Raw genomic sequence first — 24,003 nt, 5'->3', positions numbered from 1 at the left:
TGTCCGACTACGACGAGTACTGCCGGCTGCCCTGGTCGTTGACGGGCGGGCCGGCCTACTCATCATGCTTTCCAGCGCGTGCCCGTCGTGCCCGGCCCGGCTTCTCACGCTGATCTCGCGGCGCCCGTTGCGTACGGACTGCGGGCCGGAGGAGCTGCTGCGGGGGTTGGGGCCGCCACCCTGCACGCGGCGGCGAGACGGTCGTGCGGGGCCGCCTCCCCGTTCCACCGGGTCTGCCACGCACTGCGCGACACCGGCTCCCGCCGACTCCGCGCGGGAGGCGCTCGGCTTCGGCCGACCCGACGGCACTGAGGCCGGGCAGGTCCCCCCTGCCCGGCCTCAGTGCCTACTCCCAGAACCGTGGCACGAAGCCCCGCAGAATCTTGGCCCAGTCCGGTGGGTCTGCCAGGAACTTGTCCGTCAGGTAGGACATGTACGCCCGTGCCGTGCCCTGGGCAGGCCTTGGACTGCGCCCCAGAATGAGTATCAATTACTCACCCCATATACTCGCAAAAGGTGAATTGTCGAACTCACGGAAGTTTGCCCATATAGGTACCTGAAAATCGGATATGGTCCATTTGGTGCAGCGTGGCAAAGGACTGTCCGGTCAGTCGGCCTAAGGCATTACGCCGCCTCGCTGCCGCTAGTTGGAGAACCAGCATTATGCCGCCTTCAGCCAAATCCTCGATACTATCTGCGCAGCTACATGGCAGTACACCAGCGCAGCAGGGCACGCCAAGGCATATCGGCGTGATCCTTGACGGAAACCGCCGCTGGGCGCGCCATCACGGCGTTACGCTCGCCGAAGCCTACGCGCGGGGGGCTGCCCGGGTGCGTGATCTGGTCACCTGGTGTGAAAGTTCGGGGATTCCTGCCGTCACGGTATTCGCTCTGTCTCGGGATAACCTTTACCGTGCCAACGAGGCTATCGGCCAGATCCTGTGTGCAGTCGCGATGGGGCTGGAATCGATAGCGGAAACGGGAAAGTGGCATATTCGGATTATCGGGGAGCTTGACCTGGTTCCGGCCGCTGCGGCCGCTCAGTTGGCTTCCATTGCCGACAGAACCACAGGTGAATCATGGGGAACACTCAACGTCGGCGTTGCCTACGACGGACGAACTGACATCGTCAATGCCGTGCGGTCCCTGATGCAGGAAGATTCTGCTGGGGATCTCGTCACGGAGAATGATCTGGAACGCTACCTTTCCACAGCTGGCCAACCCGATATCGACCTGGTCATCCGCACCTCAGGGGAGTGCCGCTTGTCCGGCTTCATGCCCTGGCAGGCGGCATATGCCGAGTACTACGTGACCCAAACTGCCTGGCCAGAATTCACAGTTGAGGCGTTCACCGATGCGCTCAACTGGTTTCTGGCGCGCGAGCGGCGCTTCGGACACTGAAATTAGTTGGTGTAGCCGAGACCAACCGTTAAATCGCTATCAGAGGTTTAGCATATGGACGTCGACCTGCCTGCAATTTACTGCCCCTACCCAGTACGTGAGCACGCAGCTATTGAGCGGATCACAGAGGAGAGCTTTGACTGGGCAGACCGGTTCGGAATATATCCTTCAGATCAATACCGGAAGATCGCCCGGCATGCACAGTTTCCGTGGTGGCACGGACTTATCACTCCGACCGCCGACGAGAACCGTATTCTTCCCTTCGCTAAGTTCCTCTCGCTTCAGACTGTCGTGGCGGAATTTATGCCCCAGGAGTTGGCGCGGCAGCCCGGGGCTGTGGCTGACTTGATCGCACGCGTCGAATGCACACTGGAGGTGCATAACGCGAAAGTTCTGGCAGATTACCCCAATATCATGGGAGCTTTAGAGGACCTGGTTCCGCAACTGCGGCAATTGGCAAATCCTGTCCAGTACGAGAGGTGGCTGGAATCTGCTCGCCAGGACCTGCAGAGCATCATACGAGAAACATGGGTAAACAGCAGAGGGATCAACCTCAGTGTCAATGAATACATCCCGTTAAGGGTACGGACGATGCAGATCACCCCGTATTTCTTCTCGAACGATATCGTTTGCGAGCGAGCTGTGCCTGATCTTCTTTACAGTCGGCTGGATGTCCGCGCCTTGCATTGTCTTGTACTTGCACACATCGGAATACGAAATGACGTCAGGGGATATCGGAAGGACGCCTCGGAGGAGCAGTGCAACTTCATTCCCTCGCTTATCCGGGATACTCGATGCTCCGAGGGTGAGGCCATAGCCCAGTCTGTTCGAATGCTGGACAGCATAATGTATCGTTGCCTGGAAATCAGAGCCAGGGCAGAGAAGGGAGAAATACCCGATACGCTGCTCGAGCACATCGATAACACTCTCAGTGTTATAAGCGCCACACTCGCCTACGAACAGCACGCTCGGCACAGTTGGTACAAGTACGCAGGGGACATGGCGCAAGAATTTAGCGATTCCCCGTCCTCGGTAGCCCCGCTATCCTATCCTGCTATCGCCTGGTGCTGGGAAATGTAATCTCTGCCTCCGAAAGAATTTAAACCAAGAGGTGTAGCTCAGGGCCGCCCGCCATTTTCGCTGCTGTCCAAACGGGAATCCTGTAGTGGCGACTATAAGGCCTTCATCACCCAGGGGCCCCATTCGAGGGAAGGTTTCATGACGGTCATCAGCCCTTCACAAAGCGATTCTTTCCATAGCGGAACGCGTAAACCGCCTCTGGCGCCGGGTTCCCATGTTCTTACCGGACATCTCGGGCCACTCCTATGGGATCCCCTCAAATTCTTGCGAAGCTGCTCAAACGTTGCGCCCGTCGTTCGCATGAAGGTGGCAGGCCGGAGCATTTATCTCGTATGTGATGCAGACCTCGTCCGCGAGATGCTGGTCAACAAAGACGGCGCATTCGACAAAGGCGGTCCTGTATACGAGGCAGGACGTTCGGTCGCACCCAACAGCCTCGTAGTCTGCCCCGCTCACGTACACCGCGAGCAGCGCACATTGATGCAGCCCGCGTTTTCACCGCGGTCGATCAGCGCTGCCGAGTCAGTGATGGCCGACGAAGGCGAGCATGCCAGCCAGAGCTGGCAAGCCGGCCAGGTGCTGGACGTCCTTGCAGAGGCCGGACGTATGACTCACCAAGTCGTGGCGCGCACCCTGATGCCGTCGGTCACCGACGCCATCGACGTGGATTACCTTCTTGGCGTCGTGAAGGAGCTGACGCGCCTGCTGGCGCTGCAAGTCGTTGTTCCGAAACCGGTGCGTCGCATCGTGCCGAGCCTCGATAGGCGCTTCGCTGTTGCAGTCGCCGGCACCCGCCGTGCAGCGCATCAGATCTTGCAGGCAAGTCGCGACTCGGACACCCCAGAGCAAGGACTGCTGGGTGTCCTGATGCAGGGCGACGGGACGGGAGGGGCGCGACTGACAGAGGAAGAACTATGCGACCAGATCATCACGCTGTTTACTGCAGGCACGGAAACTACGGCGATCACCCTTGCCTGGGCAATGTACGTTCTGTCTGTACGCCCTGACCTCGAACGCCGCCTTCACGCAGAGCTCGACAGCCTGCCTCCTGGCCCTGTGTCTTTTAAGAACCATCTCGGCGATCTCCCATTTACGTGCAACTTCATAAGTGAGACGCTCCGCTGCTATCCTTCAAACTGGTTGCTGAGCAGGAGCCCCGATGAGTCGACTGTGCTGGGCTCCTATCTATTCCCTGCCGGGTCGAGCATCATGTTCAGTCCGTACCAAATCCACAGGAACCCGCAATACTACTCAGATCCGCTCACCTTCGATCCGGACAGGTGGGATGGTCGACCTCCGACCGTCTCCCGCCGCGCCTATATCCCTTTCGGAGTAGGCGCACGTGGTTGCATCGGCGACCGCTTCGCAGTGAGCGAGATTGTCAACCTGCTTTCATCGATCACCCGGCGCTGGTCGCTCAGGCCTGCTCACGGTTTCCGGATCCGTAGCAAGCGGCCAAATCTCTTTGCCGCTCCCTACGGATTGCACCTCCAGGTAGAAGGACGTCGCCAGCAGCCATGAGGCCACTGGCGAGCATGCACAGCTACCGGCGCCGTGCTGCAACCGGGCCTGGCCGCCATCCAGCAGGGCGCTGACGCTGGCCTGCTCCAGTTGTATGTGTGGGGGCGCCCCCGGGCTCCCCCACGGCTTGATCAAGGCGGCCGGCCCGGCATGGAAGTGTGGCCAAGTGGACATTTCAGCGGTGAGCCTCCAAGGTGGGGCCGGCTTTGGCGATTGACGTGAGTCTGTTGGGGCTGTAGCGGGCCATGCAGAGGGCTGGCCAGGTCTTGGTCCAGACGATGACTCTCTCCACTGGCCATCTCAGACAAGGACCAGAGCGCGGCCCTGCGCATCCGCCTCGACCTCAACCAGGCCGAGCCCAGCCTGCGAAACCGTCGCGGGTCTGCGGCGCCAGGTCGACGGCTCAGCCGCCGACGGCGATGGGCTGCGCAGCGCCATCGCTGCCCGCTTTGCCGGCCAGGAAGCGGCGCAGCCCGATGCGTAGCTGACAGATTGCGCCCTGCAGCACAGCCCCGCCAACCAGCGGGGCTGTGCTGTGTAAGGGCGCATGTCGACCACGTTCGAGGAGATCGAAGCGGAGTACCTGGCGGCGCTGAAGCGGGCTACGGAGGCTTTCCAATATCTCCGCGACGTCATACGCCCCGTGGCTCCGCTTCCCCCAGCAGCAACGTTCCGGCCCTGACCGCGGAGCAGCTCGACGCGCACGAGGCAGCCATGAGCGCGGAGAAGGGGTACGAATCGGCCCGGGACGCTTACTGGGCGGCCCGTGCCATTTAGTAGCATTTGCCCAGTCTGGCGCAGGTGTCAGGCCTGCCTGTCACACTCTCCTCCAACTTTCCCGAGAGAAGGTGAATTTGATGTCGAAGCAGGAGAAGGCCTGGGTTGCGCTCCTGGGTGCAGTGGCGGTGCAGGTCATCGCTAGCCGGTACGCGAAGCAGCAGGCGGCCGCGGTCGGCCTGCCGGTCCTGGCAGCGCTTGCCCTGCCGGTCGTGGCCGGCGCGGTGCTCGGCTGACACAGCGAGGCCCCTCGCCGCAGCACTCGGGGAGGGGCCTCTCAGGTCAGTCGAGCGGGAGCGCCTGGTGCGCGGCAACGAGCGCGTCTACCCGGTACGCGAGGTCGAAGTCCGCCTCGGTCAGCCTGTGGCCGGCGTCGTACGTGGTGATGGCCGCGCGCAGGTGGTCCATGCGCAGGTCGAGGTTGGCGTGGTGCTGGACCCGGCGGGACCGGTCCGCGATCGTCACGATCGCGGCCGAGCGCGCAGCCTACGACAAGCTCGACCAGCGCTACGCCGGCCGCGCCACCGTGACGTGGACCATCGAGTGGGAAGCACCCGCCCTCGGAGACGCCTGCACCCTGACTGAAGTCCGGGAGACCCCATTCACCGTCAGCGTCGTCGTGATGCAGGCCTGAACGTCCGTTGACCGGCAGTGGTGCGTCTGGTCGGCTTACTCACCACAGTCACGGGCCGCTTACCACCGGGCTTACCAAAGCGGGAAGTGGCCTCACCGGCTCTGACCGGCGTGGGTCAGGAGCGCGATTCCGGCCGCCCTGGCCGCGTACGTCGCCGATGCGGCGTGTACGTCACCGTGATGGCGTACAGCCGGGTCTTCGTTCGCCGGTTGCGGCGGCCCCGTCGGAACGGTGAGACGTGGCTCTGCCAAGTGTTCGAGCGGCGGGGGCCGGTCCGATTGCTCGACGGGTCGCCTGGTCGGTCGCGCGGTGAGTTGCCGGGCCGGTTGCCGACCTGCACGAGTGCATCCTGCGTCCGCGCAGGTCACGGGCTGCGGGTCGCCGGATTCCGGAGCCGACACCTCTGATTCGCCTGCAGTGCCAGGTGAGGTGTCTTCCTGTTCCTCCCTGGGGTGGTGGGGTACGGCCTGGTGCTCCGTCAGGCTGCGTAGCCCGCCAAGGGTCTCGCTGCTGGCCGGCGGCCTCGGGTGCGGGCGCATCCCCCGGGCAGGCTGTCCCGTGCTCTCGCGGGGCCCGTATCTCCCGCTGCGCGGCGCTTGAGATCATGGGGGCATGACCAGCACTGAGCCATCCATGACAGATGCGCAGCAGCGGAGAAACGAGCTGCAGGCGCTCCACCGGCGCCAGGTAGACGCTCTCGATGCCTATGACAGGGCACTTGAGCAGACTTCTCTTGCTCAGGCTGCCCTCACCCAGTCTGTTGTCGAGGCTGTGAATGTGTTCGGGGGTATTGGCATGGCAACAGAACTGCTGGGCATCACGGCCAAGGAAGCGCGTGCTCATGTCGCGGCTCATGAGGCGGCGGTGAATCAGCAGTCGGATCCGGTTGCCGGATCAGTCTTGGAAGCTGGCGACGGCTGAGCGGCGACGTCTCAGGTCTACTCGGCCTGCGGCGTCAAGGACGGCCCCAAGCCCCTGCATATCCGATCGTGGACGTGCGGGACCTGCGGGGCCGTCCTGGACCGGGACATCAATGCGGCGGTCAACGTCGCCAAGGCCGCCGGACTGGAGGTATCAGCCTGCGGAGCGCGGGTAAGACCGGGACTCGTCCCGGCACAGCGCGAAGAAACAGGAGCCCACCGGAAGCCCCAGCCGGTGACCACTGGCAGGCAGGCGGGAATCTCCGTCCTTTAGGGTGGAGAGGATGTCAACGCTGCTACTCAGCTACCCAGGTTCCGCTGTCCACCCTGGTGGGGGTCGCCGGACTCAGATGGACGGTCGAGAAGACCTTTCAGTCCGGCAAGGGTCTGGCTGGACTGGACGAACACTAGGTCAGACGCTGGACGTACCGGCACCGCTGGGTCACCCTCGCGATGCCCGCCCACGCCTTCCTCACTGTCGTCCGCGCCGATGAACATGCCCGCCGCCCCAGGTCTGACGGGTTGATACCGCTCATCTGCAACGAGATCCAGCACCTGTTCATCGCGCTCGTCGCGTGGCGCGTCCGCGACGCCGCCCATTGGCTTGACTAGTCCCACTGGCGACGCCGCCAGTGGGACCGATCCCAGGCCAGCCACTATCACCGACAAGCCACTGAGCCGTTTTCATCCTGTCTCTGTGGGGTGAAACACCAGGTCAGTAGGGGTGTGCAACGACGAGGCTCCTGGTCGTTGCGGTGGTGTTCTCTACGCACCACGCATCGTCCGAGGAGCCTCGCCTGGTCCCGTACCGTGCCACGGCCGACGTCCCGCATGAACTGGTCGAGCACCTTTCCTGGCTCATCTACGCACGAAGGTGTGAACGTCGCTCGCGGTGGCGGAAGCCGGGGTGCTTCCAGCAGGCCCTGCTCGCGCTGGTGCACCTGCGCAAGAACGAGACGCTGACCGCCCCGGCATCCGGCTTCGGCATCTCGACAGCCACTGCCTGGCGCTACGTCGTCGAGACCCTCGACGTCCTCACGGCCTGGGCGCCGCGCCTGTACGAGGCCCTGACCGGCCTGGGCGAGGGCGACTTCGTCATCGTCGACGGCACCCTGATTCCCACCGACCGCATCCCCGCCGACGAGCCGTACTACTCGATGAAGCACCGCAAGCACGCCATGAGCCTGCAGGTCATCGCCCGGCCCGACGGAACACCGCTGTGGTTGTCCCGCGCGGCACCCGGCCGCACCCACGACCCGACCGCAGCCCGCGCCCACGGCATCGTCCAGGCCTGCCTGACCAGGCAGATCCTCATCCTCGCGGACCGCGCCTACCAGGGCGCCGGCGCCACCGTCCGCACCCCGTACTACCACCACCGCGAACAGCCCGAGCGCTACAAGCAGTTCAACCGCGACTACGCCAGACTGAGGGCCCCTGGCGAACGCGCCTTCGCGCAGTTGAAGTCCTGGCGAATCCTCCGACGAGCCAGATGCTCCACCTGCCGCATCAGCACCATCGTCCAAGCCGTCCACAGGCTACTTACCTGTGGCTATTCAGGATGAAAGCGGCTCACTGAGGAATGAAGATCGCGATCTACAGCTGGAGCATTAGGGTACCGAATGCTCTGTCTGGAACGCCCGAGCAGCCTGTTGAATAATCACCGGAATCCAGCAGGAGAGTTAAGTAATGAAGAAGAAGATCATCCCGATGCTGCTTGCCTCGATGGCCACTTCCGGAGTACTTGTCGGAGGGCTGGCCGGAACCGCCCAAGCAGCTGAGGGCAGTAGCTGCAGCAGTTGGAAGAAGGTGGATGCGAGCGGCCTTTGGGGGCGTTCTTGTATTCAGTGGGACGGAACAAGTTGGGATCGCGCCTATATTGAACTTAATAATGCGAGTGGATCTTCCAAAAGGGTGAATTTTTCAATACAGCTCTTCCAGTACTTGGGCCCTGTTCTCGGTAGCAACTTGAGCACGAAGACAGTTCAGAGTGGCGACACGGTTAAGGTGTATACCCCTTGGATAGCGGACTATCACTCCGGGCCCGAATGGGCTTTGGGTACAGTCACCGTTAATACCGGTACAGATTACGCCACTGTATCCGACACCGGCTGGGTCCACGAACCCTGGGTCTAGTTACGCGTCTTAAAGCGACAGCTTGTAGAGGACGGGCCCGAAGGCTTTCTCGTCGTCCATGGAGGCCGCCATCTCACGCGGCAGCGGGTCACGCACCCCCATCCGTGACCTCGCGGTTCAGCCGCTCCTCCCAGATCCGCGGCGTCGCCGTCAGGTACAGCCGGCGATGCGACGGGATCACGGTCTGATCGTGGACGTCCGCCCGCGCCTTACCCATCGACCCGGAAGTCCTGTGGGCCTCATCGACCACCGTGAGGTCCATCGGAGCCAACGGCTGCCCGTAGGCGCCCTCGAACGCCTCCGCCTGGACACCCAGACTGGCGTACGTCCCGGAGCCGTGCCACAGACCCAACGGCACCGGATTTGCAGTGGAGCGCACCTGGAGGTTCCACAGCTCCGGGTCGTCCTGGAGCGAGCACGCCGCAACCGCTGGCCCCTCGTGCCCGGCCCCGCGTCACGCCTGCACCGTCTGGGTCAGAAGTCCAGCGTCGGCACCAGCACGAGAATGCGCCCTTGGGCACAAGACGCTTTGCCGACGCCGCCGCGATGATGATCCCCGTCCCGCACCTGCCCGCGCAGACAATTAACGGGAATGCCGCCCGGCGGGACGTCGAGACCGTGCGCAATGGCGGCCATGGCCTCGATCTGATGGTCACGCAGCTTTACCGGTCCTGACGTCACCCAGGCAGAGTGTCGACTCGGCCAGCCACTCCTTGCCATGTCCTGAACCGTCCGAGTTCGCCGCGCGCTAGGGCTAGTTCTCTGCGTCTGAAATCTTGGGGCTAAGTCTGTATCCTGTTGTCATGTCGCCGGGTCCTCGAGCTGTTGAAGTCCGTTTGTCCGATGTAGAGCGCGCCGAGTTGTCCCGCTGGGCGAGTGGGGCGGTTGCTCCGCGGTTCGCGGAGCGGGCGCGCATCGTGTTGGCGTGCGCGGAGGGGATGCCGAACTCGCGGGTGGCGGTGGAGGTCGGGGTGACCGTCGCGACGGTGAGGAAGTGGCGTGGGAAGTTTGCCGCCGAGGGGATGTCCGGGCTGGAGGATGCCGCTCGGATTGGCCGGCCGAAGGCCGATCTGGTTCTGAGCGAGGCCGAGCGGGACCAGTTGGTCCGGTGGGCCCGGCGGGCGAAGACCGCCCAATACCTGGCATTGCGCGCGAAGATCGTGCTGCGTTGCGCGGAGGGTGGGACGAACAGGCAGGCCGCGGCCGGTCTCGGTGTCGATGCCTCGACCGTGGACCGGTGGCGGGCGAGGTTCATCGCCGAACGCCTGCAAGGTCTGCAGGATGAGCCCCGGACCGGCCGGCCGCCCTCAATCCTCCTCGACCAGGTCGAAGATGTGATCGAGGCGACCCTGGAATCCGCCCCGGGGAAGGACACCCACTGGTCACGGGCTTCAATGGCCGCTCGCACCGGGCTGTCGAAATCGACGATCGGCCGGATCTGGAAGCGGTTCGACCTCAAGCCGCACCTGCAGGACTCCTTCAAGCTGTCGACCGACCCGCAGTTCGTGGCCAAGGTCGTCGATGTCGTCGGGCTGTATCACAATCCGCCAGAGCGGGCCGTGGTGCTATGCGTGGACGAGAAGTCCCAGATCCAGGCCCTGGACCGCTCGCAGCCCGTGCTGCCGATGATGCCGGGCATGCCCGAGCGCCGCACCCACGACTACCTGCGGCACGGCATCACCAGCCTCTTCGCCGCGTTCAACATCGCCGACGGCACCGTCATCAGTGAACTGCACCGCCGGCACCGCGCGATCGAGTTCAAGAAGTTCCTGGTCACGATAGACAAGAGAGTGCCCCGCGAGCTCGACGTGCACCTCGTGTGTGACAACTACGCCACCCACAACACCCCTGAGATCAAAAGGTGGCTGGCCAGACACCCCCGCTTCCACGTGCACTTCACCCCCACGGGATCTTCTTGGATCAACCAGGTCGAGCGCTGGTTCGGCCTGCTGACCGACAAACTCATCCGCCGCGGCGTCCACACCTCCGTCAAGGCCCTGGAGAGCGACATCAAGGAGTGGATCGCGACCTGGAACGAGAATCCCAGGCCGTTCACCTGGACCAAGACCGCCGACGAGATCCTCAAATCCCTCGCCGACTACCTCACCAAGGTCACCCCACCAACCAACCAGAAACATGCAGATACTTAGCCCCTAGATTTCAGGCGCAGAACACTAGTGTCCTGCGCCGGAGATCCATCGTTAGTTTGTGCATGCTTCTGCGGATGTGCCGGTGCCTCGTCGCGGTCCGAAGTTGGAACCGTTGTTGTTGTCGCCCGATGAGCGTGTGGTGTTGGAGCGTTGGGCCCGCAGGGCGTCATCTGCGCAGGCAGTGGCCTTGCGGGCCCGCATCGTATTGGCGTGTGCCGGTGCTGATGTGCCGCCGATTGTCGTGGTGGCGCGGGAGTTGCACATCGCGGCCGACACGGTCCGAAAATGGCGTCGGCGGTTTCTGGCGGCCCGGCTGGACGGGCTGGTCGACGAGCCCCGGCCGGGCCGGCCGCCCACCATCGGCGTTGATCAGGTGGAGGCGGTCGTGGTCGGCACGCTGGAAGAGATCCCGAGGAACGCCGCTCACTGGTCGCGTTCATCAATGGCCGACCGCAGTGGCCTGTCGAAGTCGACAGTGGGCCGGATCTGGCGGAAGTTCCAGCTCAAGCCGCATTTGAGCGACACGTTCAAGCTGTCGACGGACCCTCTGTTCGTGGAGAAGCTCTACGACGTGGTGGGGCTGTACTTCAACCCGCCCGAAGGAGCGGTGGTGCTGTCGGTGGACGAGAAGTCCCAGATCCAGGCTCTGGACCGCTCTCAGCCGGTGTTGCCGATGATGCCCGGCATGCCCGAGCGCCGCACTCATGACTACGTCCGCAACGGTCTGACCACCTTGTTCGCAGCCTTCGACGTCGCGACCGGTGAAGTCATCACCTCACTGCACCGCCGGCACCGGGCCGCGGAGTTCAAGAAGTTCCTCATCAAGATCGACAAAGAGGTCCCCGGGCACCTTCAGGTCCACCTGATCTGCGACAACTACGGCACCCACAAGACCCCGGCAATCAAGGCGTGGCTGGGCAAACACCCACGGTTCCACCTGCACTTCACACCCACCGGCTCCTCCTGGATCAACCAGGTGGAGCGATGGTTCGGCTTCCTCGCAGACCAGAAGATCCGGCGAGGCGCCCACAAGAGTGTGTGCTCCCTGGAAGCCGACATCCGCGCCTGGGTCAAGCAGTGGAACGAAAACCCGACCCCGTTCACCTGGACCAAAACAGCCGAAGAGATCCTCGACTCACTCGCCCGTTTCTGCCAACGGATCTCCGGCGCAGGACACTAGCGGTCGGGATCGGCAGAGCCGGGTTGATCTTCAGTGTCCGCGAGTTGCCTCTCGGCCTGCCGAGGTCGTGGCGCGGTGCCGGCCCGGCGTCTGCGATCGGGGGCAGGATCACGGGCGCCGGGCCGCCAGAGGCGCTCCGTCCAATCGGAGGCCGTTTCCTGACGGTATGGAATGCGAGGGCCTGCCGCATCTTCCTATAAGTCGGACGGAGGGGCGAGGTGCTCGCGCCGAGTGGGTGAGCGGCGCGTACCTGGCGGAGTTCGGCTCCGTGCGCGGGGCGGCGCACAGGTCAGGATGTGGATGTCGAGCAGGCCGCCGATGAGTTGTACGGGTTGAAGCCGGGCGAGTTCACCGCGGCGAGGGACGCGTACGTCGCCGAGGCGCACCGGGCGAAGCACACAGCCGCCGGCCGGACCGAGTGGATGGCGCGACCTGGCCGCCGCCCCGGCGAGCGCGTCAGAACATCGTGGGAGGAGCAGCGCCACACCTTAGGGCCGCCGGGCTGTGGACGCGTGACGAATCTCGTGATTCCCCGTTTACCGGTTGATGTAGCAGCAACTTCGGCATAGGCGGGCATGATGGGGAAAAGAGCGCAGCAGAAGCGGTCGGCTAAGCAGGCCAAGCAGCGCAAGGCCGCGGCCTCACGGAACGCCGCGGCGGTGGCGGCGAGCCTGCCGCAGCTGACGTCGATGGACGACTTTCTCTTCGGACCGCTGGCGACGCCGTGGGGCGATTTCACCGACAGCTACGCGACGGTCGAGGACGCGGTGGCCGCGGCGGAGGAGGCCGGCGGGGTGCTGTCGTGCTTCTCCTTCGACGATTCCGGCGAATACGAGCGCAGTCTGCGCCACGTCAAGGACAGCTGGCGGTACGAGGTGGTGCTGTACCCGCGGCAGGCGCTGCGGGATCTGATGAAGACGAGCTGGCTGGACGCCGACGACCAGGACCAGGCCGTGGAGCAGCTGCGCGGCGTCCTGGCCGCGTACGTGCCCGAGGACCTATGCTGCCTCGGGCTCGAGGTGGTCCAGCGGCCGTCGACCACGAGCGTGCCGCGCATCGGCTGGGCGCAGAGCCTGCCGGTGGCCGGGATGCGGACCTGGGAGGACGTGTGCCTGGCGGAGAAGGAGCTGCCGCTGTTCGACCTGGCGCCGCTCGCCGACGGCCCCGGCAGCGACCTGTGCGTTGCGCTGCCAGAGGAGACGTTCGCCCTGTTCCGTGAGCACGGCCTGTCCGCCCGCGGGTGCGCCGGCTGCGGTGCGCCTGTGACCGGCAGGCACCCGCACTGGCCGGGCGTGCTTGTCAGGATGGAGAACGAATACGGGCCGGTGTGCGACCGTTCCCGGCTCGGAGGCAAGGCCACGGAGCGGGTCGGCCACGTCCTCGATGCCGCTCAGGCCCGCCCGGCCGGGACGCTGACCGACAAGGAGCAGCAGGTCCCGTGCCAGCACTGCGACGTATACGTCACCGACCAGCACCCCGACTGGCCCGGGGTATGGACCGAGGCCGGCAGATCTAGCAGGCCGATCTGTGCGGTGGTCGGCTCCGGAGCCGATGACGCGACGGCGTACGACCTGGTCGACTGCGTCTACCCGCACATCCCGGTCGGTTCCGACAGCTCGGCCACTGCTGCCATCAACGTCGCCAGGAAGACCGGCTATTTCTTTCAGCCACGCCTGCCGATCTGGGCGAAGTAGCCGAGGAAGACGTCGGGATGCAGCGCGTGAGGAATTCGTGCTGGAGACGGTGTACTGGGACGCTGGCACCGCTCGGCTGCTGCCGAGGCTGATCCGGGGTCGCACCCGCGGGCCGCCCCGCGAGGCATCAAGGGCGGCGACGCCGTCGTAGACGAGGGCGAGTAGCCGTGGCCCCCGCGAACACCACCACCGGCGGGGCGCCGTCGCTGGATGCCGACGCGGAGCTGGAGCGGACGCTGGACAGCCTTCAGGCGCGCATGGAGGCGGTCCAGTTCTCCCTGCGCGCCCGCTGGGCCTCGCCGCGGCTCGAACTGTGGCGTTGCGACCTGCGCGAGACGCGCGAGACCTGGTTCCGGCTCGTCGACCCCGCCGGCCAGGACCCCACCCCCGAAGGGAGCTGAACCGTGGCGGGAAAGATCGAGGACGCCATCGAGCGGGCCGACCGGGAAGCGTTCACCTGGGAGCCACCGAAGACACTCAAGGGCCAGATCAGCTGCCTGCTCAAGCAGCTCGGCAGCGCCAAGGCCGTCGCCCAGGAGCTCGGCGTCACCGCCGACTCCGTCAACCGCTACCGGCGCGGCGCCCGCAAGCACCCCCGCGCCGATGTCGCCGCAGAGATCGACGACGCCGTACGGCAGCGGTGGCAGCCGATGCTGCGCAAGCGCCGGTGCAAACAGGCCGTCGCTACCGGGATCACGGTGGAAACCCGGGCCCGGTTCGGCTACGAGTCGTCAGCCGGATCGACCGACGGCGGCCGCCTCCGCCGCGCCGCGTACGCGCAGCGCCTGTTCGACGCCCGCGACACCGGAGCCAGCGAATACATGACCACCGAATTCCCGCACTGAGCCGAAGCACGTGATAGCTGTCACAAAGGTAGCGATACTGTCACCCAGACCCTCAACCGCGGGACCAGCGAAGCGCGTGCGAGAGTAGGGCATGAAGACCATCGGGTTGATTGGCGGCATGAGCTGGGAGTCGACGGCCGAGTACTACCGGCTGCTCAACGAGCGAGTCCGGGAGCAGCTGGGCGGCCTCCACTCGGCCAAGTGCGTGCTGTACTCGGTCGACTTCGCCGAGATCGAGCGGCTGCAAGTGGCCGGGCGCTGGGATGACGCCGGCGAAGTACTCGCTGACGCCGCCCGGTCCCTGCAGGCCGCTGGTGCGGGCCTGCTGCTGATCTGCACCAACACCATGCACAAGGTCGCCGACCAGGTGGTGGCGGCAGTAGACATTCCGCTGCTGCATCTGGCCGACGCGACGGCGGCTGCAGTGCGGACCGCGGGCCTGCGCCGAGTGGGGCTATTGGGCACCGCGTTCACCATGGAGCAGGACTTCTACCGCGACCGCGTGGCCGGGCACGGCCTGGAGGTCCTGGTGCCTGACGCGGACGACCGGGCCATCGTCCATAGGGTGATCTACGAAGAACTGTGCCTCGGCATCATCCGGGAGGAATCCCGAGCGGCCTACGGTGAGGTGATCAGCCGACTCGTGGCTTCCGGCGCGGAGGGCATCATCCTCGGCTGCACCGAGATCGAGCTCCTTGTCGGCCCGGAGCACAGTATCGTTCCTGTCTTCGCCACCACCCGCCTGCACGCCGAGGCCGCTGTTGCGGCGGCACTCGCGCCCGGACGGTAACCCAGGCGGCTACGCCTGGCCGGCCGGGTCTGTTCGAGAGCTCCACCGAGCGGTGACAGCGACCTGGCAAACTCAGCACTGGTGACAAGCGGTCTGCCGCGATGGTGACAACTGGCCTGCTTCGCGAGACGGGAAGACCCTGGTCGGAAGTGGCAGGGGTGACAACTAACGTGCTTCGGGTGCGACACGAGGCCGCTCCCGATGGCCACAGCAGTCAGCAGCCCGCCCCTGGTGGTGCATTCCAGCTGCCGCCGTTGTCGGAAACGATGACCGATCCGGCGGGCACATCGTCGATGCAGTTCGCCGCATTGCGGAACCCCGCCGCCTCCGCGCCGGCCGGTACCGGACGGTGTAGGCGGGGCCGACGCAGACGGCTCCCCGGACACGCGCGGCGATACCTGGAAGCACTCCGCCCAGGGCCAGGCTGTACAGCGCGTCGGAGAGCGCGGCGGTGTCGAGGTGCTCCAGGCGGGTCAGCATCTCTTCGCCGAGTGGCGCGTCAGGGGCTGCGTGGTCAGCGGTCGGCATGGGCGTCTCCTTCTCCGGCGCAGGCACGCAGCACGGACCAGGCCACGAAGTCCGTTGCCATGTCGACCACTTCGGGGCCACGCTTCGGGGCGGTCAGGGCGTATGTACGGGTGAGGTCGTTGATGCGGACCTCGCAGTGCATGGTCACCGTGCCGTCCCACACCTGGCCGTCCGTGACGGTCAGCGGCTCGTCGCTCCAGGCCCGCACTGCGATACCGGCGTCTGCTGCGCTCGCCAGCCGCTCGGCTGCCAGCCCGTCGGTGAGCCGGTCGTCGAGGCTGATCACCGGCTTTCCCGGGTGCATCCGCAGCTCCTCGGCCGCAGTCAGCCGGCGACGACTGACGACGTGGCCGGCGAGGATCCGGTCGATCAGCGCTTCGAGGTCGGGATGTTCACCCACTGCGACCGGGAGGGCGATGTCCACGTACGGATAGGCCCAGAGATAGGAGGGCGTCAACGTGAGCCCTTCGGCCTGGACCGCCTGGTCGATGAGGGCGGCCACGTCGGCCTCGATGAGTCCGAGGGTCCGCCAGTGCGGGTGGTCGGCCGGTTTGCTCGCCGGGGCGATGCGGTCGAGAATCTCCTGGAGCATGGGCATGCACTCGCGGGGCGGCCCGGGAAGCATCACGACACGGGTGCCGTCCGCTGTGGTGGACGATCCCCAGGCGGTCCCGTTCGCGTTGGGAAGCGGCTCGCTGCCCGCGGGGAAGAACGCCTGGCGCTCGTTGTCCTGGTGGACCGCGAGCCCGAACCGCTTCAGCCGGTGCTGCACAGCCGTCCACGCCTCCGCGTGGTGCTCCAGGGGACACCGAGGGCCTGGGCGACGCCTTCGCGGGTCCGGTCGTCCGAAGTGGGGCCGAGACCGCCGATGACGACGAGCAGGTCGTGGCCGAGCAGCCCCCGTACGGTCCGGGTGATGTCGGCTAGCGGGTCACCGGTGGTGGCGGTCGCCCGGACGCGGAAGCCGTGCCCGGTCAGTAGTCGTGCCGCCTGGGTGGTGTTCGTGTCCTCCACTGCTCCGCTGAGCAGCTCGTCGCCCACGGTGAGGACCGCGGCGGTCGGCTGCTGCGCGGAACCCGGGCCGCAGGCGGCCAGGAGCGCATCGGCTGACTGCCTGGTACCGGCACCACCACCGAGGTCGAACGTCAGTGACTCACCGCGGGCGAGTACGGAACGTACGGCCTTGGGGATCTCCAGAGCCGCATCGCTGAACCCGAGGTGTTCCAGCATCATCCCGACGGCGAGCAGCATGGCGGAGGGGTTGGCACAATCCGCGCCGGCCAGGTGCGGGGCACTGCCGTGGACCGGCTCGAAGTAGCTGCCGTGCTGTCCATAGTTGCCGCTGGGCGCCAGCCCTAGGCCGCCCACGACGCCCTCGCCGAGGCCGGAGAGCACGTCGCCGAACATGTTCTCGGCGACGACGACGCCGAAGCGCTCCGGCTGCTCGACCATCCACATCGCCACGGCGTTGGCGTTCTGTACCTCCACCGCGATGCCCGGGTACTCGGCGGTCACCTCTTCGAGGACCTCCCGGGCGAGCGCGCTGCTGCTCCGCAGGACGTTGGGCTTGTCGACCCAGGTCAGCAGAGAGTGGCCATGGGCTCGGGCGTAGGCGAAGGAGAAACGCAGGAGGCGATCCAGTCCGAGGCGGGTGACGAGCCGGAGCGAGACCCCGAGGTCCTGCCCGGCGTTGGCGACGACGTTTGCGTGTCCCCCGACCATGGAACGCAGTGCGGCCGGAACCACGTCACCTGTGTAGTCGAAACCGGCGTACATGCCCTCGGTGTTCTCCCGGATCAACGCGAAGCGATACGGGCGGCCATGTCCTTGCAGGTTTTCCACCGGGCGGACATTGGCGAACAGCCCGAACCGCTGTCGCAGCTGGATCACGGGGGACACATACCGGATGCCCTGCCCCTGCAGACTGCCGGCGAGCTCGGCCTCGGCCTCGCGAGGTGGCTTGCTGGTGATCGCGGCCAGGAGGCATGTGTCGACGGTGTCGAGCAGCTCCCAGGTTCGTTCCGGTACCGGGTCGCCTTCGCGCCGCCAGTACTCCCACCCGATGTCGCCGTACGTCAGCTCGACCGGCACCTGGAGCAGGTCCAGCACGGGCAGCACCGCGTCCACAACCTCAGGCCCGATGCCGTCGCCCGGCAGTACTGCGACCTTCTTGACCGATGTCACGCCATGTCCTCAAAGTGATCGCGCTCTGCACGAAGCGCGGGTTGTCATGTCCGGTAAAGGGACTGTAGAGATTGTTCCGAAACAATGTCGACTGTTTCGTGCCACATTAGTGGAACGCCCACTGTCAAAGGGCGATACCGGCTAGAAGCGTGGAGACGGTCACGAGAAGGAGCTTGAACCGTATCCCCTTAAAGGAAAGCAAACGAGCATCTGCGTACCTCGAATTACGAATGAGGGCAATGTATCTCACGTGGAGCGGGAGTAGGGCAATCCAGCAGATGGCTAACCTTGGGAGAATGTGCCAGTAAAAACCCGCAAGCCAGATCATCCAGAAGGTGGCGAGTAGGAACGCGGGAAGGAGGGCCGCAGCCCTTTTCGGGCCCATCACAATTGTAAGGGTGAGTCGACCTGCATCCTTATCGCCGTCATGGTCGATCAGATTGGAGATTACTATTTGAGCCGCATAGGGAAGGCCCATCATGGCGGCCACCATAATGGCACCCGGAGGCACCGAACCCGCCAGCAGCCAGACGGGAAGGCAGATGGACGCTGGTATCCCGAGCATCAGCACTACCTCACCAAGCCCCCGGTAGCTCAGTTTCAGACCTGCCGAGTACTGGGCCGAATAGAGCATCAAAGCTACCATGAGCAGGACGGAGATCGCCGGGTAACGGGTCTGGGTGGACACGAGGACAAGGAGCAGGCACCCCAGTAATACTGCACATGCTGCCGCACGTCGGACATCAGACTGTTCGAGTTCTCCGGTAAGCAGTGGCTTGGTGATGTTACGTTTGGTGTTTAGCGTGTCGAGTCGATCGACTCCATCGATGTACCCATTCAAGTCATCCAGGGAGATGGACAGGGCTGAGCAGCAGAACACAAACAGGAGAAACCCGGAATTGATCAGCCAGTAGCGTGCTTCTTGGATATGGACAGCCGTGAGACCGAACGAAATCAGAGGATATAGGGACAGTTCGGGAACGTTAATCTTGAGGAGCCTTGCGTAAGCCGCTATCCTTCGTGGCGGATTCACAGAGAGGTATCTATTTTCGGCCATGGCTCCTCCGGTCTATCATGTCTACGATTGCAGCAGGGTCCCGGTTGGGTGCTTCACGGTGGCGGCTCGGCGTGAAATTGCATTCAAGTGGGCCCTCCTCGGTGCGTGTCAGGTTCAACGAAATTGGGTGTGCGTGACACGGCGTCGGTCATAACGGGATGCCGTTCCGAAATTCCCAGAAGCCTTCCACTCTGGGTTATCTGACTCTGCCCATCAGGGACTCGCTGAACTCGGATAGTTGTCTTCGCGTGCGCTGCGGTATCGGAGCTTCGTCGAGCGCATTGAGCGCGGCCTCATGGTGCCAGCGAGCCTGTCGCTCGGTCCAGGCCCGGCCTCCTGCCTTCTCGATAAGCAATGCACGTAATGCGAGCAACGAGTCAGGTTCAGTGCCTCTGTCTGCCGGGGCCGCCAACTGATCCGCCAGTTGACGTGATGCGCCTCCGCCTTCGGCGAGAGCGGCGACGACAGGGAGCGTCTTCTTCCGGCGCCGCAAGTCGCTCCAGGCGGTTTTCCCTGTCGTGCCCGCCGGCCCCCAGATGCCCAGCAAATCATCTACGGCCTGGAAGGCCATGCCAAGGTGGTGACCGTATCGTTCGAGCGCCCCCACCACGGTGTCGTCGGCGGCGGCCAGTACGGCGCCTATGCAAGCCGAAAGCCCGAGCAACGAGGCGGTCTTTTCCGCCTCCATCTGCAGACACTCCGAGATGTCAACGTGGTCACGTTGTTCGAAGGCCAGGTCGCGCGCCTGCCCGTCGACCATCTGACAGTTGGCAGCCGTGAGGCGCTTGACGGCCCGGGCTGCCGCTGAAGGGGGCGCTTGTTCACACAGCACTTGCGGGGCGAGGGCGAGCAGCGCATCCCCGGTCAGGACGGCCCAGGTCCCGCCGAAGACGGTCCACGCGGCTGGCCGGTGGCGTCGTTCCGTGTCACGGTCCATGAAGTCGTCATGGAGAAGAGAAAAGTTGTGAACCAACTCCACGGCGATGCCGCCCGGGATGCCGACGGTCCGCTCGGCCCCGGCGGCCTCTGCAGACAGCACCGCTAGCGCCGCTCGCACGGCTTTTCCTCCGTGTCCGCCGACCAGTCGACCGTGCTGGTCGGTCCAGCCGAAGTGGTAGGAGGCGATGCGGCCCATGGGGGAGGCAAGTCTGGCTACTGCGTCCTTCAGCGGCGGCACACACAGGGCCCTTCCCTGCTCAAGCCATGACGGTGCAGCAAGGTCGGCGGGCAATGCGTGGTTCATCGTGAATCTTCCTCTTCTCCGTTGTCGATCTCCTTCGTTTTGCCTCAGCAGCCCTTCGTCACTCCCTGGGCCTGACGCCTGTGGCCGATAGCCATGCGCGTGCGCTCACCCGTTGCGCACCGGCGATGAGAGGGGATCGGTACAGGGTCTTCCCCATCCACAGAGGAGGGTCGCCCTCTTCTGATGCCCCGTCCAGAAATCTTCCGGCAGCCGCTAGGATCGCCTCAGGAATATCGAATAGGTTGTTCAATTTGGCTATACATAAAGCACGGACTGCGTATCCAGACTCCTCCACAGTCGATGCACCACAGCCGAAACCGCCATCATCGTGCTGCTGGGATAGTATGTACTTTATGCACGTGTGCATCAGTTCCAAGAGGCTCTGACGATGAACTCCCGGAATAGGCTTTGAGCCAGATGAGAGAAGGGCAAATAATTCGACTGCATGTGCTGTCGAATAAATGTCAGACAGATGCCACTTGTCTTCGACTAATCCTTCGTCCTTGATGGCCTGAATCACCGGCGAAAGGGCATTCTTCAACATCCTCGCCCGTTCGACGGTATAGTGCCGTAAGGGTGCCATCGCGATCGTCATAGCCGCATGAATGTTGGCGCTGGGGGACGTTCTCCGCTCGCTCTCATAGCAGATGAACACACCGTCAACGTGGAAGCGCTCCAGGAAATCCAGATTGACGTTGTAGCCGAGACTGAGGAGTGTGGCAGCCTTCATGGCCGTGGTATCCACATCGGGCAGAGCGAAGGATGAACTGACGGCCACCCCTTGAGGCGGAACACCGCCGACATCGATGCCAGGCACCATGCAGCGCCCCCTGAGGGGTGACTGAGCAAGAGCAAGCAGGACCCACCAGCGCTCGAACTCCTCGGACGGGAAGAACGGCGGAACCTCACCGCGGTCGTTCATCGCCCGGGTAAGGTATCGCGAGGCATCGAGGGCGTGCCGCGAATCGCCGGGAATATTGCGCACGAGCGCAGCCGTACTAGACGGATAGCTGCCCATCGAGCCGTTTCCATCTTGGAAGCGCGCAACGGAAAGCCAGTCGACACCCGCACTGCCGAGAGCGTCCAGGATGCTGTGAATCGTGCTTGGTCCTCCGAGAAGCAGCGAACCCTTTCCCTCGATCGCTCGGCGGCAGCGAGCAGATATCCCGGAAAGCTGCTCCTGGTCGAGGATCGGGCGCCCCCGTGCAGCCAGCCGAGTCAGGAGTTCGCACGCCAGGGCGTCGTAAGCGATCGGCTTCTTGTTCTCCTTGGACTTCAGCGAGGGGACGACAAACTGCACGAGAAATCGACGCGCCCGTTGGAATACCAAATCGGGAAGAACGCCGTGGACGTCTGCCGCATCGATCACTGCAAGGGTGGTAATTATCCGATCCGGAAGGAACGGAACGCGCGGATCACTTCCCCACCAGCCCTCCTGATCCTGCTTCGCTATGACGTCGGAGAGCGCACTGCGTATGGATGATTCGTTCCAGTCTCCCACTCTTTGAGTGCTGTGTAGGCAGCTGAAAACTGCGAGTGATTCATACAGCGATGGGGCGAGAGCGCCGGAAAAGTCTTCGGCAGTAACGACTGCGACAAGACGATCCGCATCACGCGCCAGGGAGGCCGTGCCAGGCAGGATCTCGGCAGGACGGGACCGGCTGGCGCCCGGATGCTCTTTCGACAATGCGCATCCTCTCGAAATCCATTTGCCCACGGAACGTGTGTCTGGCATTCGAGGGTCCACAAAAAATCCCACCACACGCTTGAGCATCGACTACTCATTGATCGTTTCCGGGAGAGTCGGCAGCTGGCGGCGTAGAAGGCTCGCTCAGGCTGCTCCTGCAGATCTCGCAGCTGGAATTACCAGAAAAGGGACTTCGACCCCACTGGACAGGCCGTGGTCCAGATGACCTCGACCACGATCTCCCGTAGCGAGCAGCAAGCAGCGCTTGCTGCGTGCTGCGCCGGCTGGTGGGTGTGTGTTCGGTCTTCCCTCTGGAGTACGGTCCGCTTGCCCCGGCTACCGCCCGTCACGCGGTCCGTCCGGTGCTTGAAGCGTGGAGGCCTCGAACCGGCCACCACAGCCGACGCCGTTCCCGAAGCACTCATCGCATAGCAACAACATGGACCACCGAGTGGTCGTCGATACACCACTCCAGCGGACGTGACCCGCAGCCTGCGACACTGGCTGACCGGCGGCACGACAAAGGCAAGGCTCCGGGCCGCGTGATACTCCAGGGCGGAGCCGAGGTTCCCCACAGCCTGCCCCATCTGCGTATAAGCACTAAATACTCACGTAGTGGTCGAACCGGACCGCCTAACTTCAGTGCTGCGTCGTCGCGTGGCGAACCTAAACTCCGAGGTACCGCGTCGCAACCCCGCACCTAACGGCATTTAATAAAGGAGCAATGAATGAATGTCAACTTGCTGCAGATGCTCGGCCACGAGCAATCAACCACCTTCGCAAGGTGCGGCGAGGAAGCGACAGCGGGAACTGTGATCGTAATCTGCGAGAAGAGTTATGCTGGTCCAGGGCACACCGAAGCTGGCGATCAATGCCCACAGTGCTGATGGCGATTGGGCCTCTTTCATCCTGAATAGCGAAGGTCAGCAGCGTTTGGACGGCTTGGACGATGGTGCGCCGATGCGGTAGGTGGAGCATCTGGCTCGTCGTAGTAGCCGCCAGGACTTCAGCTGTGCGAACGCTCGTTCTCCCGGCGCTCTGAGCCGTGCGTGGTCGTGGTTGAACTGCTCCTAGTGACCTGAGTCGGAGATTCGTCGTTAATCCGGCATGAGTCGTCCGGGTCCGAAGATTCCGCCGTTGTCGGTCACTGATGCCCAGCGGGCTGTGCTGGAGGGCTGGTTACGTCGCCGCACGACGGCCCAGGCTCTGGCCCAACGCTCGTGGATCGTGCTGGAGTGCGCCGAAGGCCACTCGATCACGGAGGTGTCCCGCCGGCTGCGGATCGCTCCGGACACGGTCCGCACCTGGCGACGCCGCTTCATCGAGCGGGGTCTGGACGGCTTGTGCGACGACCCGCGGCCCGGTGTCCCACGGAAGATCACCGACGCTGACGTCGAGCGGGTCATCGTCAAGACGCTGGAAGAGACTCCGAAGAACGCCACACACTGGTCGACCAGGTCGATGGCGGCGGCCACGGGCATGTCGCAGTCGACGGTCTCGCGGATCTGGCGGGCGTTCGCCCTGGCGCCGCACCGGTCGCAGACGTTCAAGCTGTCCACCGACCCGCTGTTCATCGACAAGGTCCGTGACGTCGTCGGCCTCTATCTCGACCCGCCGGAGAAGGCCCTGGTTCTCTGCGTGGACGAGAAGTCGCAGATCCAGGCCCTGGACCGGTCCCAGCCGGTCCTGCCGATGGTGCCCGGCATTCCCGAACGCCGCAGCCACGACTACGTCCGGGCCGGCACCACCACTCTCTTCGCCGCCCTCGAGGTCGCCACCGGCAAGGTGATCGGCTCCCTCCACCGCCGCCACCGGGCAGCGGAGTTCAAGAAGTTCCTCGCAAAGCTCGACAAAGAAGTCCCAGCTGATCTGCAGGTTCATCTGATCCTGGACAACTACGCGACCCACAAGACACCCGACATCAAGCGGTGGCTGCTGGCCCACCCGCGGTTCCACCTGCACTTCACACCCACGAGTGCGTCCTGGCTGAACCTGGTCGAGCGGTGGTTCGCCGAGCTCACCCAGAAGAAGCTTAAGCGCGGCGTCCACCGCTCCGTCCCGGCCCTCGAACGCGACATCCGAGCCTGGCTCGCCGACTGGAACGAGCACCCCAGACCGTTCATCTGGACGAAGACCGCCGACGAGATCCTCGACAAAGTCGCCGCCTACTGCCACCGAA

The 24,003-nt window shown here is 64.3% G+C and carries 19 protein-coding genes and 7 pseudogenes; 18 read left to right on the top strand and 8 right to left on the bottom strand.

Features of this window, described 5'->3' with window-relative positions:
- The first annotated feature begins 663 nt into the window (after positions 1 to 663).
- The 4 genes from uppS (at position 664) to OG462_RS00305 (ending at position 5,015) form a co-directional block, all read left to right on the top strand.
- Positions 664 to 1,401, top strand: a complete 738-nt coding sequence (uppS, locus tag OG462_RS00320) for a polyprenyl diphosphate synthase (RefSeq protein WP_406053488.1) — start codon at positions 664 to 666, stop codon at positions 1,399 to 1,401.
- A gap of 54 nt (positions 1,402 to 1,455) precedes the next feature.
- Entirely contained in the window at positions 1,456 to 2,481 is a 1,026-nt protein-coding gene (locus tag OG462_RS00315) for a terpene synthase family protein (protein ID WP_406053486.1), read from the top strand.
- Between the two features lie 138 nt (positions 2,482 to 2,619).
- Entirely contained in the window at positions 2,620 to 4,002 is a 1,383-nt protein-coding gene (locus OG462_RS00310; protein ID WP_406053484.1) for a cytochrome P450, read from the top strand.
- A gap of 857 nt (positions 4,003 to 4,859) precedes the next feature.
- Positions 4,860 to 5,015, top strand: coding sequence for a hypothetical protein (locus OG462_RS00305; RefSeq protein WP_406053482.1), 156 nt, complete (start codon positions 4,860 to 4,862; stop codon positions 5,013 to 5,015).
- A 46-nt stretch (positions 5,016 to 5,061) separates the two neighbouring features.
- Here OG462_RS00305 and OG462_RS00300 read toward each other — a convergent pair whose 3' ends face one another.
- Positions 5,062 to 5,244, bottom strand: coding sequence for a 4a-hydroxytetrahydrobiopterin dehydratase (locus OG462_RS00300; protein WP_406053480.1), 183 nt, complete (start codon positions 5,242 to 5,244; stop codon positions 5,062 to 5,064).
- Here OG462_RS00300 and OG462_RS00295 point away from each other — a divergent pair.
- The 6 genes and pseudogenes from OG462_RS00295 to OG462_RS00270 all read left to right on the top strand — a co-directional run bounded on the left by OG462_RS00295 (position 5,186) and on the right by OG462_RS00270 (position 8,466).
- Entirely contained in the window at positions 5,186 to 5,413 is a 228-nt protein-coding gene (locus OG462_RS00295) for a hypothetical protein (RefSeq protein ID WP_406066918.1), read from the top strand. The genes OG462_RS00300 and OG462_RS00295 overlap by 59 nt on opposite strands.
- 612 nt (positions 5,414 to 6,025) lie before the next feature.
- Positions 6,026 to 6,334 (top strand): hypothetical protein, encoded by a 309-nt coding sequence (locus tag OG462_RS00290; RefSeq protein WP_406053478.1) that lies wholly within the window; start codon positions 6,026 to 6,028, stop codon positions 6,332 to 6,334.
- A gap of 6 nt (positions 6,335 to 6,340) precedes the next feature.
- Positions 6,341 to 6,607: pseudogene (locus OG462_RS00285) on the top strand (zinc ribbon domain-containing protein); the annotation flags it as partial.
- A pseudogene (locus tag OG462_RS00280) lies at positions 6,598 to 7,011 on the top strand (IS701 family transposase); the annotation flags it as partial. The pseudogenes OG462_RS00285 and OG462_RS00280, both read left to right, overlap by 10 nt.
- Before the next feature lie 80 nt (positions 7,012 to 7,091).
- Positions 7,092 to 7,895: a transposase family protein gene (locus OG462_RS00275; RefSeq protein ID WP_406053476.1), complete on the top strand. Its 804-nt coding sequence runs from the start codon at positions 7,092 to 7,094 to the stop codon at positions 7,893 to 7,895.
- Between the two features lie 124 nt (positions 7,896 to 8,019).
- Positions 8,020 to 8,466, top strand: coding sequence for a hypothetical protein (locus OG462_RS00270; RefSeq protein ID WP_406053474.1), 447 nt, complete (start codon positions 8,020 to 8,022; stop codon positions 8,464 to 8,466).
- A gap of 12 nt (positions 8,467 to 8,478) precedes the next feature.
- Here the strand turns inward: OG462_RS00270 and OG462_RS00265 are convergent.
- A pseudogene (locus tag OG462_RS00265) lies at positions 8,479 to 9,186 on the bottom strand (DEAD/DEAH box helicase family protein); the annotation flags it as partial.
- An 83-nt stretch (positions 9,187 to 9,269) separates the two neighbouring features.
- On the opposite strand from OG462_RS00265, the gene OG462_RS00260 reads away from it, so the two are divergent.
- From OG462_RS00260 to OG462_RS00230, 7 genes and pseudogenes are all read left to right on the top strand, one after another.
- A complete protein-coding gene (locus OG462_RS00260) occupies positions 9,270 to 10,616 on the top strand; it encodes an IS630 family transposase (RefSeq protein WP_406053472.1) in 1,347 nt (448 codons plus the stop codon).
- Between the two features lie 82 nt (positions 10,617 to 10,698).
- A complete protein-coding gene (locus OG462_RS00255; RefSeq protein ID WP_406066269.1) occupies positions 10,699 to 11,796 on the top strand; it encodes an IS630 family transposase in 1,098 nt (365 codons plus the stop codon).
- A gap of 575 nt (positions 11,797 to 12,371) precedes the next feature.
- Positions 12,372 to 13,490, top strand: a complete 1,119-nt coding sequence (locus tag OG462_RS00250; protein WP_406053470.1) for a hypothetical protein — start codon at positions 12,372 to 12,374, stop codon at positions 13,488 to 13,490.
- Positions 13,480 to 13,605, top strand: a pseudogene (locus tag OG462_RS00245) (site-specific integrase); the annotation flags it as partial. The gene OG462_RS00250 and the pseudogene OG462_RS00245, both read left to right, overlap by 11 nt.
- Positions 13,606 to 13,657: 52 nt before the next feature.
- A complete protein-coding gene (locus tag OG462_RS00240) occupies positions 13,658 to 13,891 on the top strand; it encodes a hypothetical protein (protein ID WP_406053468.1) in 234 nt (77 codons plus the stop codon).
- 3 nt (positions 13,892 to 13,894) lie between these two features.
- Positions 13,895 to 14,308, top strand: a pseudogene (gene tpg, locus OG462_RS00235) (telomere-protecting terminal protein Tpg); the annotation flags it as partial.
- A gap of 118 nt (positions 14,309 to 14,426) precedes the next feature.
- On the top strand, positions 14,427 to 15,125 hold the full coding sequence (locus OG462_RS00230; protein WP_406053466.1) for an aspartate/glutamate racemase family protein: 699 nt from the start codon (positions 14,427 to 14,429) through the stop codon (positions 15,123 to 15,125).
- A gap of 514 nt (positions 15,126 to 15,639) precedes the next feature.
- Here the strand turns inward: OG462_RS00230 and OG462_RS00225 are convergent.
- The 6 genes and pseudogenes from OG462_RS00225 to OG462_RS00200 form a co-directional block, all read right to left on the bottom strand.
- Positions 15,640 to 16,425: a hypothetical protein gene (locus tag OG462_RS00225; RefSeq protein ID WP_406053464.1), complete on the bottom strand. Its 786-nt coding sequence runs from the start codon at positions 16,423 to 16,425 to the stop codon at positions 15,640 to 15,642.
- Positions 16,410 to 17,837, bottom strand: coding sequence for an isocitrate/isopropylmalate family dehydrogenase (locus tag OG462_RS00220; RefSeq protein WP_406053462.1), 1,428 nt, complete (start codon positions 17,835 to 17,837; stop codon positions 16,410 to 16,412). The genes OG462_RS00225 and OG462_RS00220 overlap by 16 nt, the downstream gene beginning before the upstream one ends.
- 124 nt (positions 17,838 to 17,961) lie before the next feature.
- Positions 17,962 to 18,894, bottom strand: a complete 933-nt coding sequence (locus tag OG462_RS00215) for a UbiA family prenyltransferase (protein ID WP_406053460.1) — start codon at positions 18,892 to 18,894, stop codon at positions 17,962 to 17,964.
- A 196-nt stretch (positions 18,895 to 19,090) separates the two neighbouring features.
- Entirely contained in the window at positions 19,091 to 20,137 is a 1,047-nt protein-coding gene (locus OG462_RS00210) for a polyprenyl synthetase family protein (RefSeq protein WP_406053459.1), read from the bottom strand.
- Positions 20,138 to 20,195: 58 nt separating this feature from the next.
- Positions 20,196 to 21,911, bottom strand: coding sequence for a hypothetical protein (locus OG462_RS00205; RefSeq protein WP_406053457.1), 1,716 nt, complete (start codon positions 21,909 to 21,911; stop codon positions 20,196 to 20,198).
- Positions 21,912 to 22,748: 837 nt separating this feature from the next.
- Positions 22,749 to 22,894 (bottom strand): annotated as a pseudogene (locus OG462_RS00200) (IS5/IS1182 family transposase); the annotation flags it as partial.
- Positions 22,895 to 22,931: 37 nt separating this feature from the next.
- Here OG462_RS00200 and OG462_RS00195 point away from each other — a divergent pair.
- Positions 22,932 to 24,002, top strand: a pseudogene (locus OG462_RS00195) (IS630 family transposase); the annotation flags it as partial.
- Between the last annotated feature and the right edge of the window lies 1 nt (position 24,003).

The sequence above is a fragment of the Streptomyces sp. NBC_01077 genome (assembly GCF_045162855.1).
GTDB lineage: Bacteria > Actinomycetota > Actinomycetes > Streptomycetales > Streptomycetaceae > Streptomyces.
This window is presented reverse-complemented; position numbering and strand designations above follow the sequence as displayed.

Bases quoted from the DNA above. Each gene is read 5' to 3' on its own strand.
- OG462_RS00305 (WP_406053482.1), top strand. From the start codon at position 4,860: ATGTCGAAGCAGGAGAAGGCCTGGGTTGCGCTCCTGGGTGCAGTGGCG.
- OG462_RS00205 (WP_406053457.1), bottom strand. From the start codon at position 21,911: ATGCTCAAGCGTGTGGTGGGATTTTTTGTGGACCCTCGAATGCCAGAC.
- OG462_RS00270 (WP_406053474.1), top strand. From the start codon at position 8,020: ATGAAGAAGAAGATCATCCCGATGCTGCTTGCCTCGATGGCCACTTCC.
- OG462_RS00290 (WP_406053478.1), top strand. From the start codon at position 6,026: ATGACCAGCACTGAGCCATCCATGACAGATGCGCAGCAGCGGAGAAAC.
- uppS (WP_406053488.1), top strand. From the start codon at position 664: ATGCCGCCTTCAGCCAAATCCTCGATACTATCTGCGCAGCTACATGGC.
- OG462_RS00295 (WP_406066918.1), top strand. From the start codon at position 5,186: ATGCGCAGGTCGAGGTTGGCGTGGTGCTGGACCCGGCGGGACCGGTCC.
- OG462_RS00260 (WP_406053472.1), top strand. From the start codon at position 9,270: ATGTCGCCGGGTCCTCGAGCTGTTGAAGTCCGTTTGTCCGATGTAGAG.
- OG462_RS00250 (WP_406053470.1), top strand. From the start codon at position 12,372: ATGATGGGGAAAAGAGCGCAGCAGAAGCGGTCGGCTAAGCAGGCCAAG.
- OG462_RS00315 (WP_406053486.1), top strand. From the start codon at position 1,456: ATGGACGTCGACCTGCCTGCAATTTACTGCCCCTACCCAGTACGTGAG.
- OG462_RS00310 (WP_406053484.1), top strand. From the start codon at position 2,620: ATGACGGTCATCAGCCCTTCACAAAGCGATTCTTTCCATAGCGGAACG.
- OG462_RS00215 (WP_406053460.1), bottom strand. From the start codon at position 18,894: ATGGCCGAAAATAGATACCTCTCTGTGAATCCGCCACGAAGGATAGCG.
- OG462_RS00210 (WP_406053459.1), bottom strand. From the start codon at position 20,137: ATGAACCACGCATTGCCCGCCGACCTTGCTGCACCGTCATGGCTTGAG.
- OG462_RS00230 (WP_406053466.1), top strand. From the start codon at position 14,427: ATGAAGACCATCGGGTTGATTGGCGGCATGAGCTGGGAGTCGACGGCC.